The organism is Novilysobacter selenitireducens (genome assembly GCF_020026895.1).
Taxonomy (GTDB): domain Bacteria; phylum Pseudomonadota; class Gammaproteobacteria; order Xanthomonadales; family Xanthomonadaceae; genus Lysobacter_C; species Lysobacter_C selenitireducens.
Genome location: NZ_JAINZW010000002.1, coordinates 305,926 through 321,530, shown reverse-complemented (window position 1 = coordinate 321,530; position 15,605 = coordinate 305,926). Strand labels below are relative to the sequence as shown.

The 15,605-nt window shown below is 69.1% G+C and carries 17 protein-coding genes; 9 read left to right on the top strand and 8 right to left on the bottom strand.

The features are described from left to right. Nucleotides 1-58 precede the first annotated feature (58 nt). The 4 genes from K6753_RS05315 to K6753_RS05300 all read right to left on the bottom strand — a co-directional run bounded on the left by K6753_RS05315 (nt 59) and on the right by K6753_RS05300 (nt 3,687). Nucleotides 59-499: a hypothetical protein gene (locus K6753_RS05315; protein ID WP_223675143.1), complete on the bottom strand. Its 441-nt coding sequence runs from the start codon at nt 497-499 to the stop codon at nt 59-61. 62 nt (nt 500-561) lie between these two features. After that, nucleotides 562-1,377: an amidohydrolase gene (locus K6753_RS05310; protein ID WP_223675142.1), complete on the bottom strand. Its 816-nt coding sequence runs from the start codon at nt 1,375-1,377 to the stop codon at nt 562-564. A 64-nt stretch (nt 1,378-1,441) separates the two neighbouring features. Next, a complete protein-coding gene (locus tag K6753_RS05305) occupies nt 1,442-3,004 on the bottom strand; it encodes a protein adenylyltransferase SelO (protein ID WP_223675141.1) in 1,563 nt (520 codons plus the stop codon). Between the two features lie 11 nt (nt 3,005-3,015). Continuing rightward, complete coding sequence (locus tag K6753_RS05300; protein WP_223675718.1) at nt 3,016-3,687, bottom strand: glutathione S-transferase; 672 nt, start codon at nt 3,685-3,687, stop codon at nt 3,016-3,018. Between the two features lie 123 nt (nt 3,688-3,810). Here K6753_RS05300 and K6753_RS05295 point away from each other — a divergent pair, with 123 nt between their 5' ends. The 4 genes from K6753_RS05295 to K6753_RS05280 all read left to right on the top strand — a co-directional run bounded on the left by K6753_RS05295 (nt 3,811) and on the right by K6753_RS05280 (nt 7,076). After that, on the top strand, nt 3,811-3,969 hold the full coding sequence (locus K6753_RS05295; protein WP_223675140.1) for a hypothetical protein: 159 nt from the start codon (nt 3,811-3,813) through the stop codon (nt 3,967-3,969). Nucleotides 3,970-3,992: 23 nt separating this feature from the next. Beyond that, complete coding sequence (locus K6753_RS05290; RefSeq protein WP_223675139.1) at nt 3,993-4,463, top strand: YaiI/YqxD family protein; 471 nt, start codon at nt 3,993-3,995, stop codon at nt 4,461-4,463. A gap of 188 nt (nt 4,464-4,651) precedes the next feature. Next, complete coding sequence (locus K6753_RS05285; protein WP_223675138.1) at nt 4,652-6,592, top strand: DEAD/DEAH box helicase; 1,941 nt, start codon at nt 4,652-4,654, stop codon at nt 6,590-6,592. 10 nt (nt 6,593-6,602) lie between these two features. Beyond that, a complete protein-coding gene (locus K6753_RS05280; protein ID WP_223675136.1) occupies nt 6,603-7,076 on the top strand; it encodes an MgtC/SapB family protein in 474 nt (157 codons plus the stop codon). 136 nt (nt 7,077-7,212) lie between these two features. On the opposite strand, the gene K6753_RS05275 is transcribed toward K6753_RS05280, so the two are convergent. Continuing rightward, complete coding sequence (locus K6753_RS05275) at nt 7,213-8,121, bottom strand: pseudouridine synthase (protein ID WP_223675134.1); 909 nt, start codon at nt 8,119-8,121, stop codon at nt 7,213-7,215. 89 nt (nt 8,122-8,210) lie between these two features. Between K6753_RS05275 and K6753_RS05270 the strand changes: the two genes are divergently transcribed. From K6753_RS05270 to K6753_RS05255, 4 genes are all read left to right on the top strand, one after another. After that, a complete protein-coding gene (locus tag K6753_RS05270; protein WP_223675133.1) occupies nt 8,211-8,756 on the top strand; it encodes a YaeQ family protein in 546 nt (181 codons plus the stop codon). A gap of 2 nt (nt 8,757-8,758) precedes the next feature. Next, nucleotides 8,759-9,955 carry a BaiN/RdsA family NAD(P)/FAD-dependent oxidoreductase gene (locus K6753_RS05265; RefSeq protein ID WP_223675132.1) on the top strand — a complete coding sequence of 399 codons (1,197 nt, stop codon included), beginning with the start codon at nt 8,759-8,761 and terminating at the stop codon, nt 9,953-9,955. A gap of 125 nt (nt 9,956-10,080) precedes the next feature. Next, nucleotides 10,081-11,571, top strand: a complete 1,491-nt coding sequence (locus K6753_RS05260) for an ATPase domain-containing protein (protein WP_223675131.1) — start codon at nt 10,081-10,083, stop codon at nt 11,569-11,571. Nucleotides 11,572-11,580: 9 nt separating this feature from the next. Further along, entirely contained in the window at nt 11,581-13,239 is a 1,659-nt protein-coding gene (locus K6753_RS05255) for a hybrid sensor histidine kinase/response regulator (RefSeq protein ID WP_223675130.1), read from the top strand. A 39-nt stretch (nt 13,240-13,278) separates the two neighbouring features. On the opposite strand, the gene K6753_RS05250 is transcribed toward K6753_RS05255, so the two are convergent. Together K6753_RS05250 and K6753_RS05245 are read right to left on the bottom strand one after the other, a co-directional pair. Further along, the gene (locus K6753_RS05250; RefSeq protein WP_223675128.1) at nt 13,279-13,773 is read right to left on the bottom strand and encodes a pyridoxamine 5'-phosphate oxidase family protein; all 495 of its coding nucleotides are present in this window, start codon (nt 13,771-13,773) and stop codon (nt 13,279-13,281) included. Between the two features lie 104 nt (nt 13,774-13,877). Further along, nucleotides 13,878-14,039, bottom strand: coding sequence for a hypothetical protein (locus K6753_RS05245; RefSeq protein WP_223675127.1), 162 nt, complete (start codon nt 14,037-14,039; stop codon nt 13,878-13,880). Nucleotides 14,040-14,125: 86 nt separating this feature from the next. Between K6753_RS05245 and K6753_RS05240 the strand changes: the two genes are divergently transcribed. Beyond that, on the top strand, nt 14,126-14,560 hold the full coding sequence (locus K6753_RS05240) for an FKBP-type peptidyl-prolyl cis-trans isomerase (RefSeq protein ID WP_425492068.1): 435 nt from the start codon (nt 14,126-14,128) through the stop codon (nt 14,558-14,560). 18 nt (nt 14,561-14,578) lie between these two features. Here the strand turns inward: K6753_RS05240 and K6753_RS05235 are convergent, their stop codons facing one another. Further along, nucleotides 14,579-15,571, bottom strand: coding sequence for an LLM class flavin-dependent oxidoreductase (locus K6753_RS05235; protein ID WP_223675125.1), 993 nt, complete (start codon nt 15,569-15,571; stop codon nt 14,579-14,581). Between the last annotated feature and the right edge of the window lie 34 nt (nt 15,572-15,605).

The following is a 15,605-nucleotide window of genomic DNA, read 5'->3' as shown; positions in this document are numbered from 1 at the left end:
TCGGCGCCCTTGTTCTTATGTGGAGCAACGTACGTCAGCGGATCTCCCGCCGGGATACTTACGTGGCCAGATGCAACCACTGCCGCCACAACCCGACCAGGTGCAGCCCTCCGATGGCTACGCAGATCGTGGACGTCACCAGCCAGAACGCCAGGCTGTTGCCCGGGAAATAGGGCATCAATGCGACGAAGCCGAGGCCGCGAACCAGGTAGACGGCGGTGATGCCGCACAGCACCGTGCGCAACAGTGGCAGCCGCCGGATGACGCCCGCACCGGACAGCGCGTACAGGCAGAAGATAGACAGTACTGCGGCGATCGCCAGCGCCATCGCGGTCGGATGCCAGTGCCCGGCCTCGGCCATGCGGGCGATGCCCTCGCCTGCGCCGAGCAACCGGTACAACGGCGCACCGGCGGCAATACACGCCAAGTGCAGCAGCGCGGCTACCGCGCTGCATGCGGCGCCCGCGACCAGGAATCGATCCCGCCGGACCCCGGCCACGCGCTCTACCGCAGGCAAAACATTCGAAGCGACTGCAACGTCGGAGCTCGTTTCGCCACCCATCAGCGAAGCTCGAACCGGTCGCCATCCAGCATTGCCGGGAAGCGCTCGCGGTGCGCGGCCAGCTCGGACGCCAGCAGCGTCGTCGTCACCACGACCTCGCCATCCGTGCATTCGCTGGTGGGATGACCGAGGAAATCGATCACGGCGCTGTCGCCCGAATAGTGGATGCCGTTGCCGTCGGTGCCGACCCGGTTGAGGCCGGCGACGAAGCACAGGTTCTCGATGGCCCGGGCGCGCAGCAGCGTCTTCCATGCGTACGCGCGCGCCGACGGCCAGTTGGCGACGAACAGCAGCAGGTCGTAGTCCAGACCGCCCGGGCGCTCGACATCGAATCGGTTGCGCGAAAACACCGGGAAGCGCAGGTCGTAGCAGACCATCGGGCAGATCCGCCAACCCTTCCATTCCACCGTCAGGCGGTCCCGGCCCGGCGCGTAGCGTTCGTGTTCACGGGCGTAGCGGAACAGGTGGCGCTTGTCGTAGTGCGGCAGCGCGCCGTCGGGGGTGACGAACACCAGGCGGTTGAACACGCGGCCATCGCCGCCGTCGCGGACCTGCACGCTGGCAGTGATCGCCGCACCCAGCCTCGCGGCCTGCTCACGCAGCCAGGCGATGGTCGGGCCGTCCATGGTTTCAGCCTGGTCGATGGCGTCGTTGGAGAACCCGCTGGTGAAGGTTTCCGGCAGCAGGATCAGGTCGGTGGTGTCGTGCAGCGGCGCGATCAGGTCACCGTAGTACTCGCGGTTGCCGGCCGGGTCGTGCCAGAGCGTCTCGCCCTGGACCAGTGAAATGCGCAGGTTGTGGGTGGGCGTATCCATCCCGCGATTGTGCGCCCTGCCCCGCGGCCCGTGTAGGGGCCGCAGCGCGCTGCCCGGACTCCGCCTAGGAACTGCACGACAGCATCGAGCACCCCGCCTTCTGGCGCGCCCAGTCCGGACGGCGTGCCGCATAGGCCTCGCGACCGGGCTGGTCGTCATAGGGGCGACGCATGACGTCCAGCAGTTCATGCACGCCCGCGAGGTCGCCTTCATGCGCGCGGTCGATCGCCTGCTGCGCCAGGTAATTGCGCAGCACATAGCGCGGGTTGGCCAGGCGCATGCGCTCGCGCCGTTCGTCCACGCCCAGCGGGTCGTCGGCCCAGCGCGCCGCGAGCTGCGCCAGCCATGCTGCGCAGGCGCCGGCATCCGCGTCGCGCTTTTCGGGGTCGTAGAACGCCGGCGCCATCGGTGCGAGGTCGGGCGACACCGGGTCGACGTCCATCAAGCCGCGGAAGAACAGCGTCATGTCGACTTCGGCCCGCGCCAGCAGGCTGCGCAGCGTCTCCATCAGTGCGACGTCGCCGTCGCGGCATTCCGCCAGGCCCAGCTTGCGGGCGATCGCGTCGCGCTCGGCGAACGTATACGCCTCCACGAACCGCTGGAGCCCCTCCTGCAGCGGCTCCACGCCGCCGAACAGCGGCGAGAGCGCGCCGGCCAGCCGGCCCAGGTTCCAGTACGCCACCTGCGGCTGCTGGCCGAATCGGTAGCGGCGACGCTGGGCATCGGTGGTGTTGGGCGTCCAGTCGGGGTCGTAGTTGTCAATCCAGCCGTACGGGCCGTAGTCGATGGTCAGGCCCAGGATCGACAGGTTGTCGGTGTTCATTACCCCGTGCACGAAGCCCACGCGCATCCACTCCGCCATCAGCCGCGCGGTGCGCTCGCAGACCTCGCCGAACCACGAGGCGTCGCGCGCCTCGCCCGCCGGCATGTCGCGCAGATGCGGGAAGTCGCGGTCGATGGTGAAGTCGACCAGCGATCGCAGCAGCGCGGTGTCGCCACGCGACGCGGGCAGTTCGAAGGTGCCGAAGCGGATGAACGACGGCGCCACCCGGCAGACGACGGCACCCGGCTCCATCTGCGGATGGCCGTCGTAGAACATGTCGCGTTCCACCGTTTCGCCCGTGCCGACCAGGCTCAGCGCACGCGTGGTGGGGACACCGAGGTGGTGCATGGCCTCGCTGCACAGGAATTCCCGTATCGACGAACGCAGCACGGCCCGCCCGTCGGCGCCGCGCGAGTACGGCGTCTGCCCCGCTCCCTTGAGCTGCAGCTCCCAGCGCTCGCCTTCGGCGTTGACCGCTTCGCCCAGGCTGATGGCGCGGCCATCGCCCAGTTGCCCGGCCCAGTGGCCGAACTGGTGGCCTCCGTAGTTGCTGGCGAACGGCTCCATGCCGGGTAGCAATCGGTTGCCGGCGAACACCTCGGCGAAGGCGTCCGACGCCACCTCGTCGGCGCTGAAGCCCAGCCGATCCGCCATCTCCTTCGAATGGGCGAGCAACCGCGGCGCACGGACGGGCGTGGGCGACACCTTGGACCACGCCGCGCCTTCAACCTGCCGGATGAAATTGCGCGGCTCCGGGTCGCCCGGGAGCTCACGGATGAACCGGTTGTCGAATGTCAGCTGCATCGCTGGCCGCCTCAGCCTTTCACCAGCACCGGGCCGCCGCGCTCGATCGCACGCTGGTATGCCGGCCGCGCATGGATGCGCTCCAGGAACCCACGCAGGTTCGGGCAGTCCGCCTTGCCGCGCGACAGCCCCGCTTCCACCGGGAAGCTCATCTGGATGTCGGCGGCGGTCATGCGGTCGCCCGCAAACCACGGCCGTTCCGCCAGTGCCGCCTCCATGTGCGCCAGGTGGGCAGCGATCTGCGGGCCGACGAAGCCCTTCATGGCGCCGTCGGCAATGCGCCGCGCAATAGGCCGGGCGAAGAACGGCATGGGCGCCTTGCGGATGCGGGCGAACACCAGCGCCATCACCATCGGTGGCATCGCCGAGCCTTCCGCGTAATGCAGCCAGTAGCGGTAGCGCAGGCGCTCTTCCTCATCGTCGCGAGCGGGCGACAGCGTGCCGCCGGCATCATGCCCCTCAAGCAGGTATTCAATGATCGCGCCGGATTCGGCCACGACGCGACCGTCGTCCTCCAGGACCGGCGACTTGCCCAGCGGATGCACGGCACGCAGCGCTGCGGGTGCCAGCAGGGTTCGTTCATCGCGCGCGTACCTGACCAGTTCATACGGCTGGCCGAGTTCTTCCAGCAGCCACAGCACGCGCTGGGACCGGGACTGCTCCAGGTGGTGGACCTTGATCATCATGAACACGCCGGTCGAATGGACCGACATCGTAAACGGCCGTGCCCGCTGCCTGCCGCGTGTCGGCCAGCATCGCGGGCCCGCATGGCCTAGACTGGCACCCCGTTCACCCAGGAATGCTTGATGGCAAAGCCCAATTACTCGTTCGAAAAGCGCCAGCGCGAAATCGCCAAGAAGAAGAAGAAGGAAGAGAAACTCGCGCGCAAGCGTGACTCGCGCCCGGACTCTCCGTCCGACGCGCCCGACAACGCGCCGCCCGCGACCGGCCAGCGCTCCGACTGAGCGCGCTTGGCAGCGTCCCGCCGATGAGCGACGCGCCCGCGGGGCCGCGCATGTGGGTCGACGCCGATGCGTGCCCGGCCGTTATCCGCGACATCCTGTTCCGGGCCGCCGAACGCGCCCGCATCCCGCTGACGCTGGTCGCCAACCAGTGGCTGCGCACGCCGCCCTCGCCCTGGATCCGCGCCATGCAGGTGCCCGGCGGCTTCGATGTCGCCGACACCGCGATCGTCGACCAGGTATCGCCCGGCGACCTGGTCGTCACCCAGGACATCCCCTTGGCCGCCCGCGTGCTGGAAAAGGGCGGCATCGCCCTGAACCCGCGCGGCGAACGCTACACCCCCGACACCATGGCCGAGCGGCTCTCCATGCGCGACTTCATGGAGGAGCTCCGCGGCGCGGGCGTGCAGACCGGCGGCCCGCCACCGCTGCATGCGCGCGACCGGCAGGCATTCGCGGCGCAATTGGACCGCTGGGTGGCTTCGCTCCGACATTGAGGTAACGCGCCTCCGCCAACGATCGCGGCGCTTCGTAGGATCGTCGCTTTCGCGAAGGCGGGACTGATGGCTGCCGGGTTTGCGGCGAGAGCCGCTACCAAAAGAGCCCCGCATCACATCCGCAACAGTCCACCCGCTACACTACGCGGTCCCCCCGACCGGCCCTGCCGGCGCTGCCGAGACCTGCGATGAGCGCCGAGACGCCCGCTTCCACCGAGTCCACCGCCGACACCGCGTCGGTCAAGTTCACCGACCTCGCACTGCCCGAGCCCCTGATGCGCGCCCTGGCCGAGGTCGGCTACGAGTCGCCCTCGCCCATCCAGGCGGCCACCATCCCGCCGCTGCTGGCCGGCCGCGACGTGCTGGGCCAGGCGCAGACCGGCACCGGCAAGACCGCCGCCTTCGCGCTGCCGGCACTGGCCCGCATCGATCCGGCGCAGGCCGCGCCGCAGGTGCTGGTGCTTGCGCCCACCCGCGAACTGGCGATCCAGGTGGCCGAAGCGTTCCAGAAGTACGCGCACTTCCTGCCGCGCTTCCACGTACTGCCGATCTACGGCGGCCAGAGCTACTACCCGCAGCTGCAGGCGCTCAAGCGCGGCGTGCAGGTGATCGTGGGCACCCCCGGCCGCGTGATCGACCACCTCGAGCGCGGCTCGCTGGATCTGTCGCAGTTGCGCTGCCTGGTGTTGGACGAAGCCGACGAGATGCTGCGCATGGGCTTCATCGACGATGTCGAGGCCGTGCTCAAGAAGACGCCGGAGACCCGCCAGGTCGCGCTGTTCTCGGCGACGATGCCGGCGCCGATCAAGCGCATCGCCCAGACCTACCTGAAGGATCCGGTCGAGGTCGCGATCAAGAACAAGACCAGCACCGCGGCCAACATCCGCCAGCGCTACTGGTCGGTCAGCGGCATGCACAAACTCGATGCCATCACGCGCATCCTGGAGGCCGAGCCGTTCGACGCGATGATCGTGTTCGCGCGGACCAAGCTGGGCACCGAGGAACTGGCCGACAAGCTGGCGGCGCGCGGCATCGCGGCGGCGGCGATCAACGGCGACGTGCAGCAGGCGCAGCGCGAGAAGACCATCCAGAACCTCAAGGACGGCAAGATCGACGTGCTCGTGGCCACCGACGTGGCCGCACGCGGCCTGGACGTTGAGCGCATCAGCCACGTACTGAATTACGACATCCCCTACGACACGGAAAGCTACGTGCACCGGATCGGCCGCACCGGCCGCGCGGGCCGCAAGGGCGAGGCGATCCTGTTCGTGACTCCGCGCGAGCGCGGCATGCTGCGCGCGATCGAGCGCGCCACGCGCCAGCCGATCGAGCCGATGGAGCTGCCCACCATCGAAACGGTCAACGAGCAGCGCGTCTCGAAGTTCCTCGGCCGCATCGGCGAGGCGCTGGAAGCCAGCGACCTGGCGATGTTCCGCGAGCTGGTCGAGCGCTACGAGCGCGAGAAGAACGTCCCCGCGATCGAAGTCGCCGCCGCCCTGGCCAAGCTGGTGCAGGGCGACCAGCCGCTGCTGTTGCCGCAGCCTGCCCGCGCCGAGCGCAAGCCGTTCGAGCGCGCCGAGCGGCACGACCGCAACGCGCCTCCGGCACCGCGCCATGAACGCCACGAGCGCAGCGACCGGCATCCCCCACGCCTTGACGACCGCAGCACCACGCCGCCGGCCGCCCTCGGCAACAAGGGCGAGATGCTGTTCGGCGACGATGCGCCGGCGCCGCGCCGCCAACCGGCTGCGGGCCACGCGCCCGACGTCGGCATGGAAACCTTCCGCATCGAGGTCGGCCACGCGCACGGCGTGCAGCCGGGCAACATCGTCGGCGCCATCGCCAACGAGGCCGAGCTGGAGAGCCGCTACATCGGCCGCATCGACATCCGCGACGAGTACAGCCTGGTCGACCTGCCCGAGGGCATGCCGCGCGAAGTGATGGAGCACCTCAAGCGGGTCTACGTGGCCGGGCAGTCGCTGCGCCTGCGTCCCGCCGGTGCCGAGGACCTGGCGGGTGGCCGTTCGGGACGACCGGCCCCGGGTCGTCGTCCGGGCGGTCCGCGGCCGGGAGGCAAGCCGTCGCACGGCGGCCCGCGCAAGCCGTTCAAGCCGCGTCCGCCGCGCTAAGGCTCCATCGGTGAGCGCCCTGCTGAGCCCGGACGGCGTCATGGCGACAGCCACGCCCTACCTGCGGCTGGTGGGCGCATTGTTGCTGGCCCTGCCCATTGGTTGGCATCGCGAGGCGCACGGCGACACGATGGGGCTGCGGACGTTTCCAGTCGTGGCCGTCGGCGCCTGCGCGTTCGTGCTCATCGGCAACGCGTTCATCGGGAGCGGGTCGCCGGACGCCATGGCGCGGATACTCCAGGGATTGATGACCGGCATCGGGTTCGTCGGTGGCGGGGCCATCCTCAAGCACGACAGCCATGTTTCGGGGACCGCGGCCGCAGCAAGCATCTGGGTCGTCGGCGCCATCGGTGCGGCCGTCGGTTTCGGGCTGTGGGGGCTTGCGGTCGCGCTGGCGCTGATCAATGTACTCAGCGTGGCCATCCTGGGCCGTCTCAAGAACGGCCGTCATGTGCGGAAAGCAGGTCAGGACAGCGACGGCTGACGCCTGGCACCTGACTTTTCGACTGCGCAGCCCTTGGCATCCAACGCCGACTGGGCGACATCCTTCGTAGGAGCGACGTGAGTCGCGAGTCGCGATTCGCGGCCTCGATGACTCTTGGTCGCGACTGACGTCGCTCCTACAGGGCTGGGGATGGCTCGCCGTCCGGCGTGATCGTCGCCAGCGACCGCTGGCTTTCGAACATCCGCGCGTTGCCGGTCAGGGGATCCACAAACGACAGCGACCTCGCCAGCAGTTGCAGCGGCGCGCTGAAATCGCCCGCCTCGCGCGGGACGATGTCTGGATACGTACGGTCGCCCGCGATCGGCGCGCCGAGGGCGGCCATGTGCACCCGCAGCTGGTGCTTGCGTCCGGTCACCGGCTCCAGCCGGTAGCGCCAGTGGGCGGCCCCGCGCTCGATGACATCGATACGCGTCTCGCTGTTGGCGACGCCGGCCACTTCGCGCATGCGGAAGAAGGGTTCACCGCGTCCCATCCGTGACCGATGGACATGCGGCATCGCCAGGCCCCCGATCGGCGGCGCGACCGCTTCATAGACCTTGACGATCCGCCGCCGGGGGAACAGCGACTGGTAGCGCTCGCGCGTATCGACACACGCCGAGAACATCACCAGCCCGGCCGTGTCGCGGTCGATGCGGTGAAGCGGCACCAGGTCCGGGTTGCCGAGCCGCCGGACCAGGCGCGCCAGCAATGTTTCCCTGACATGGCCCCCGGCCGGGGTGACGGGCAGGAAGTGCGGCTTGTCGGCGACCACCAGGTGCGCATCGGCATGCAGGATGCGTTCTTCGAACGGCACGGTGGGCTCGTCGTCCACCTCGCGGAAGTAGCGCACTTCCTGCCCCACGCGGTAGGCCATGGCCGCATCCAGCGGTGCCCCGTGGACATCCTGGACACGGCCGCGTGCGAACCGGTCCAGCCACACCGGCCGTGGCACATTCGGAAAGCGTGCGCACAGCCCGTCCAGAAGCGTGTCGAACGCACCGGCGGGAAGCTGCAGGCGACTGGCCGGGACGTCGTCCGCATGCACGCGGCAGGCGTCGTCGGATGAAGGCGGAAGCGGCGTCGGGCGCATGCGCCTAGAATGGCGCCCCCACCGCGTCGGCACCAGCATCGGCCATGGCACAGAATTCCACCGTAGTGAAGGCCGAACTGCAGGTCAGCGACATGGACCGGCACTACTACGCCACCCACAACCTCACCCTCGCCCAGCACCCGTCGGAGACCGACGAGCGCCTGATGGTGCGGCTGATCGCGTTCGCGCTCTACGCCGACGACCGCCTGGAGTTCGGCCGTGGCTTGAGCGACGAAGACGAGCCCTCGCTCTGGCGCCGCGACTACACGGGCGAAATCGATCTGTGGATCGACCTGGGCCAGCCCGACGAGACCCGCATCAAGAAGGCGTCGGCACGCGCCCGGCAGGTGGTCGTCGTGAACTACGGCGGCCGTGCGGCCGACATCTGGTGGGACAAGATCGCCAACTCGCTGACCCGGCTGAAGAACGTCACCATCATCGACGTGCCGCCCGAGGTGGTCGACCAGCTGGCCGCCATCGGCGAGCGCGGCATGCGCCTGAACGCCCTGATCCAGGACGGCGAGCTGCAGTTGATGGGCGACCGCGGCAGCGTGGCCCTGCGTCCGGGCGTGCGCATGGCCGCCGCCTGACGGTGCAGGCGACACCCGCCACGCACGCCGACGTCCTGGTGGTCGGAGCGGGCGCTGCCGGCCTGATGTGCGCCATCACGGCCGCCGCGCGCGGCCGGCACGTCATCGTGCTGGACCACGCGAACAAGGTCGGCAAGAAGATCCTGATGTCCGGCGGCGGGCGCTGCAATTTCACCAACACCGGCACCACGCCCGAGAATTTCATTTCGGCCAACCCGCACTTCTGCAAGTCGGCCCTGGCGCGCTACACGCCGTGGCACTTCATCGAGATGGTGGAGCGCCACCGCATCGCCTACCACGAGAAGGAGCTGGGCCAGCTGTTCTGCGACGTGTCGTCCAAGCTGATCGTGAAGATGCTGATGGACGAATGCGCGGCGGCGGGTGCCCAGGTGCGCACGCACTGCGCCATCGAGCGCGTGACAGTGGAGGACGACGGCACGTTCGCACTCGCCACTTCACAAGGCGCATTCCGCGGCGAAAGGCTCGTCGTTGCCACCGGTGGCCTGTCCATTCCCGCCATGGGCGCGACCGGGTTCGGCTACGAGCTGGCGCGCCAGTTCGGGCACGACGTCCTGCCGACGCGCGCCGGGCTGGTCCCGCTGACGTTGAGCGGCAAGCACCAGGAGCGCATGGACGGCCTCAGCGGCGTCGCGATGCCGGTGACCGCACGTTGCAACGGCATGGCCTTCAGCAACTCCATGCTGGTCACCCACCGCGGCGTCAGCGGCCCGGCGATCCTGCAGATCTCCTCGTACTGGCAGCCCGGCGATACGCTGACCCTCGACCTGTTGCCGGGACGGGACGCATTCGAACTGCTGAAGCAATGGCAGGCCGAACGCCCGGCGGCGGAGCTGCGCACTGTGCTGTCCGACACCCTGCCCCGCCGGTTCGCCCAGCGCCTGTGCGAGGTGTGGCTGCCCAGCCGGCCGATGAAGCAGTACACGCCGGCGCAGTTGCGCGAGGCGACACAGGTGCTGTCGGCATGGCCGCTGGTGGCCAGCGGGACCGAGGGCTATCGCACCGCGGAAGTGACGCTCGGTGGCGTCGATACCGCCGAGGTCTCGTCCTCGACGATGGAGTCGCGCCGCGTCCCGCGCCTGCACTTCATCGGTGAGGTGCTGGACGTCACCGGGTGGCTCGGTGGCTACAACTTCCAGTGGGCGTGGGCGTCGGGACACGCGGCCGGCCAGGCGGTCTAGGCGCCCTGCGACGTGCCTTGTTCATGTACGTGTCTGCGCGTCTTCACGCTACTCAGGCAAATATGTTGTGATCTCCAGTTTCCGGTGCTCGGGTTGTCCCTGTGCGCCTCCTCCAGCGGACGCCCATGAACGACACCCCTGTTTCCCGACCCTCCGTAAGTTCCGGCATCCCCGGGCTCGACGATGTGCTGGTCGGCGGCTTCACGCCTGACCGCCTCTACCTGATCGAGGGCGTGCCCGGCTCGGGCAAGACCACCCTGGCGATGCAGTTCCTGCTGGAGGGCATCAAGCGCGGCGAGAAGGCGTTGTATGTCTCGCTGTCGGAAACCGAGGAGGAGCTGCGCGAGGTGGCCGCCTCACACGGCTGGGATCTCGATGGCCTGCACATCCATGAGCTGTCGCCGCCACAGGACCGGTTGGACCCGGATGCGCAGTACACGATGTTCCATCCGTCCGAGGTCGAACTGGGCGACACCACCAAGCGCATGCTGGAAGAGGTCGAGCGCCTCAACCCGCAGCGCCTGGTCTTCGACTCACTCGCCGAGTTGCGCCTGCTGGCCGGGTCCGCACTGCGCTACCGGCGCCAGGTGCTGGCGCTGAAGCAGTACTTCGCCGGACGCGGCTGCACGGTGCTGCTGCTGGACGACAGCGCGGTGTCCGAACACGGGCTGCACGTGCACACGCTGGTACACGGCGCGGTGTCGCTGGACCAGCTGAACCCGGATTTCGGCGCCGACCGCCGTCGCTTGCGCGTAACAAAGTTCCGCGGGCGCAAGTTCCGCGGCGGCTTCCATGACTACGAAATCCAGACCGGCGGGCTTCGTGTATTCCCGCGCATGGTGGCCGCGGAGTTCCGCCGCGAGGTGGACCAGGTGCGGGCATCCACCGGCCTGCCGGAACTCGATGCGCTGCTGGGCGGCGGGTTGGACCGCGGCACCAGCACGCTCCTGGTGGGTGCCGCCGGCACGGGCAAGTCGACTCTGGCCACGCAGGTCGTCAAGGCCGCCGTCGGGCGCGGCGAGCGCTGCGCGATGTTCACCTTCGACGAAAGCACGCAGTCCGTGGTGACCCGCTCCACGGGCATCGGCTACGACATCGAGAAGGACTTGGAAAGCGGCGTACTGACGATCCAGCCGGTCGATCCGGCTGAACTGTCGCCGGGCGAGTTCGCCAGCCTGATCCGGGCAGCGGTTGAGAAGGAAGACGCGCGCGTGGTGGTGATCGACAGCCTCAACGGCTACCTCAACGCGATGCCGGAAGAGCGCTTCATGATCGTGCAGCTGCACGAACTGCTGGCCTACCTTGGCCAGCTCGGGGTGATCACGATCCTGGTCAATGCCCAGGCAGGGCTGATCGGACAGATGCAGACCACGTTGGATGTCAGCTATCTCGCCGACAGCGTCGTGCTGCTGCGCTACTACGAGGTCCGCGGTGAAGTCCGACAGGCCCTTTCGGTGCTCAAGAAGCGCACCGGCCAGCACGAGCGCACCATTCGCCGCCTGGAGATCGGCGCCGACGGGCTGCAGGTCGGCGAGCCGCTGAGCAACCTGCGTGGCGTCCTGACCGGCGTGCCCCACGAGTTGGGGGAGCCGCTGGATCCGCTGCGTAAAGGTTGATTGCCCTGCATGGATCCGACCATCGCCCGACGCGTAGTGATGCTGCTGCCCACGCAGCGCGACACCGAGCTCACCTCGGATGTACTGGCCAGGCACGGGATCGACACGTACATCTGCCGCCAGCATGCGGACCTGGCGCGCGAGATCGATCGCGGCGCCGCGGCCGTGCTGGTCGCCGAGGAAGCGCTGCTGCAAGGCGCGCAGTCGGTGCTGGTGCGCGCGATCGAAATCCAACCGCGCTGGTCCGACCTGCCGGTGCTCGTCGTCGCCCGTGACGGCGCCGACTCGGTGCAGGTGGCCGACGCCATGGCGCGGCTGGGCAACGTCACGTTGCTGGAGCGACCACTGCGCATCTCGACCCTCGTCAGCACGGTGAAGTCCGCGCTGCGCGCCCGCGAGCGCCAGTACCAGATGCTCACCCACCTGGACGAACTCGAACAGGCGCGCGATGCGATCGCCGCGTCGGCGCAGCGCAAGGATGAATTCCTGGCGATGCTGGCGCACGAGCTGCGCAACCCGCTGGCCCCCATCCGCAATGCGCTGCACCTGCTCGGCGAGTCTGCCGTGCCCGAGCAGGAGCGCGCGTCGCTGCGGGCCATGATGAAGCGGCAGGTCGACCACATGGTTCGGCTGGTCGACGACCTGGTGGAAGTCTCCCGCCTTTCGCGCGGCACCATCGAACTGCGCCGCGACATGGTCGAACTGGCCGACGTGCTGCGCAACGCCATCGACCTGAGCCGGCCGCTGATCGACACCGGCCGCCACGCGCTGCACCTGGACCTTCCGGATGAGGCGCTGCCGGTCGATGCCGACCCGGTGCGGCTGGCGCAGGTCTTCGGCAACCTACTCAACAACGCGGCCAAGTACGCGCGCAAAGGTGGCGAAATCCGGGTCGGCGCGCGCCGCGACGGCGATGAGGTCGTGGTGTCGGTCCTCGACCGCGGCATCGGCATCGAGCCCGACGTCCTCCCGCACGTGTTCGAACTGTTCACCCAGGGCCGCCGCGAAGCCCATCGCGCGCAGGACGGCCTGGGCATCGGCCTGACGCTGGTCCGCAGCCTGGTGGAAATGCACGGCGGCACGGTGACGGCCCACAGCGATGGCCGCGGGCATGGCGCGGAATTCATCGTGCGGCTGCCGCTGGCCACCGCCCGCGCCGGGGCAGCCGATTCGCCACATCCGGATTCCCACCCCGCGCAGACCGACGATGCGCCGGGCGCAGAGCACCCGTTGCGCGTGCTGGTCGTCGACGACAACGTCGATGCCGCCCGTTCGCTGGGCATGGTGCTGCAAATGCTGGAGATCGAGCACGAGGTCTGCTTCGATGGACCCACCGCACTGGAGGCGGTGCGCCGATGCAGGCCCGACGCGGTGCTGCTGGACATCGGCATGCCCGGCATGGACGGGTACGAAGTCGCCCGGCAGCTGCACGACGACCCGGCCAACCAGGACATCTCGCTGGTGGCGGTGACCGGCTGGAGCCAGCTCCAGGACAAGGAGCGCACCCAGCAGGCCGGCTTCAGCCACCACTTCAGCAAGCCGGTGGACATCGGTGCACTGCAGGCGTTGCTGGGCGAGCTTCGCGCATCCAACGGCAGGCACACGCCGGACGAAGGCGACAGCGATGGCGATGGCTCGGACGCGGGAGCGCTGAGCCGCGTTGGCTGACGACGGCGCCCGCCTGGGCGCCGTCCTCGATCACGGCTGTCAGCGCAGGCGGATGCGCTCGTGGTCCGACAGCGTCCCGGGGTCGCTGGTCACCGCGCTCAACGCGAAGTACAGCGCCTTGCCCATGATGGTGCCGGGGCCGTCCCAGTATTCGGCGCTGTCGACCTCCACCCGGATCAGGCACAGGTTGGGGTCATCCTTGCCGCCCGGGAAGAACAGCTTCATCGCCGGCGACCACAGCGCCTCGATCTTCGCGCGATCACGCACGATCGACGCACGCCCGGCGACCGACACGTAGGTGTTCTTGCCCTTGGAGGCATAGGCGACGTTGACGTTGGGGTTGGCGGCGATCTCGTCGACCTTGCCGCTGTCGCATTCGGTCGCGAACCACAGGTCGCCGTCGAACTCGACGTCCTGCGTGCCCAGCGGTCGGCTGACCAGCCGCCCGTCCTTGGCGACGGTGGTCATCATGGCGATGTCGACGTCCTTGATCAGCTCGGCAAGGTGGCGGATAGCCTCGGCGCGGTCTTTCACGTGGGGGTCCTTCGTACGGGGGAGAGGCGCCTATCCAACCGCGCGCGGCGGGAAAACGGGGTGAACCCCGCGCCCCGACCCGCACTGCGCCACCCCGGCGTTACTCACGCGAACGAAAACGGGAACGGCCACCCGAGCATTGGCGCCAGCACCATGTACAGGCCGACCAGCACCAGCACGCCCAGCAGCAGCTTGAGCACGCCGCCGGCGATCTTCATGGTGAGGTAGCCCGCGACGACGACGATGACGATTCCGAGCCAGCTCATGGCAGTTCCGCCCACGGGACGAGGGGAAGACGAGGGCATACTGCGCGCCCTGCCCGCCGCGTTCCATACCCATGCGCCGCCCTGCCTTGAACCTTGTCGCCCTCGTCTTCCTCACGGCCGCCCTGGCCGCCTGCAGCGACCCCGGTCCGCCGCCCGGTGGCCGTGTAGCGGAACTCCAGCGCGAAGACGTGCGCGTCGGCACCGGCGAACTGGCCCGGCCGGGGATGGACGTCACCGTGCACTACACGGGGTGGAACTACGACCAGGATGCCCCGGGCCAGCGCGGGACGAAGTTCGACAGCTCGCTCGACCGCGATGAGCCTTTTACCTTCCTGCTGGGCGCCGGGCGCGTGATCCGCGGTTGGGACGAAGGCGTGGCCGGCATGCGCGTGGGTGGCGTACGCGTGCTGAAGATCCCGCCGGAGCTCGGCTACGGACGCGCGGGCGCAGGCGGTGTGATTCCGCCCAACGGTTCGCTGGTGTTCGAGGTCGAGCTGCTGGACGTAAAGGCGAAGAACTGACGCCCCTGACCGCGCGGGCTACTGCCCGGCGCGCTCAGCCGCCTGGTACGCCAATTCGAACGACCACACCCGCGCGGCGTGGTCGAAGATGTTGGCCGTCAGCATCAGTTCGTCGGGCTTGTGCCGCGCGACAAACTTCTTGATGCCTGCAGCGACCTGTTCCGGGTCGCCGACCACCGCGCAGGCCAGCGCCCGTTCGACGCCCGCCTTTTCCTGCGGCGTCCACCAGGACTCGATGTCGTCGATCGGCGGCGGGATCAGGCCCGGCGTTCCGCGTCGCAGGCGCACGAAGCTCTGCTGCTGCGTCGTGAACAGACGCCGCGCCTCGTCACCACTGTCGGCCGCCACCACGTTGAGGCCGAGCATCGCGTAGGGCGCTGCCAAACGCGCGGAGGGGCGGAACTGCGAGCGGTACACCGCCAGCGCCTCGTCCATCTGGTCCGGGGCGAAGTGCGAGGCGAACGCGAACGGCAGCCCCAACAGCGCCGCCAGCTGCGCGCTGAACAGGCTGGAGCCCAGCAGCCACACCGGCACGTCGACACCCGCGCCCGGCACCGCCTGCACCGGCTGGCCCGGTTGCGCCGGCGCGAAGTAGCGCAGCAGCTCCTGCACGTCCTGCGGGAAGCTGTCGGCGCCATCGAAGTAGCGGCGCAACGCCCGCGCCGTCGGCTGGTCAGTGCCCGGCGCACGCCCCAGGCCCAGGTCGATGCGGCCCGGGTGCAGGCTGGCCAGCGTGCCGAACTGCTCCGCGACCTGCAGCGGCGAGTGGTTGGGCAGCATGATCCCGCCGGCGCCCACCCGGATCGACGACGTGCCGGCCGCGATGTGGCCGATCAGCACGGCAGTCGCGGCGCTGGCGATACCGGGCATGTTGTGGTGTTCGGCCAGCCAGTAGCGCGTATAGCCCGAACGCTCGGCGTGGCGCGCAAGGTCCAGGCTGTTGGCGAACGCCTGCGAAACGGTGCTGCCTTCGGTGACGGGCGCAAGGTCGAGGACGGAGACGGGAATCATGTGCGGGCCTTTCGTCGGGGTCGCTCCGATATGG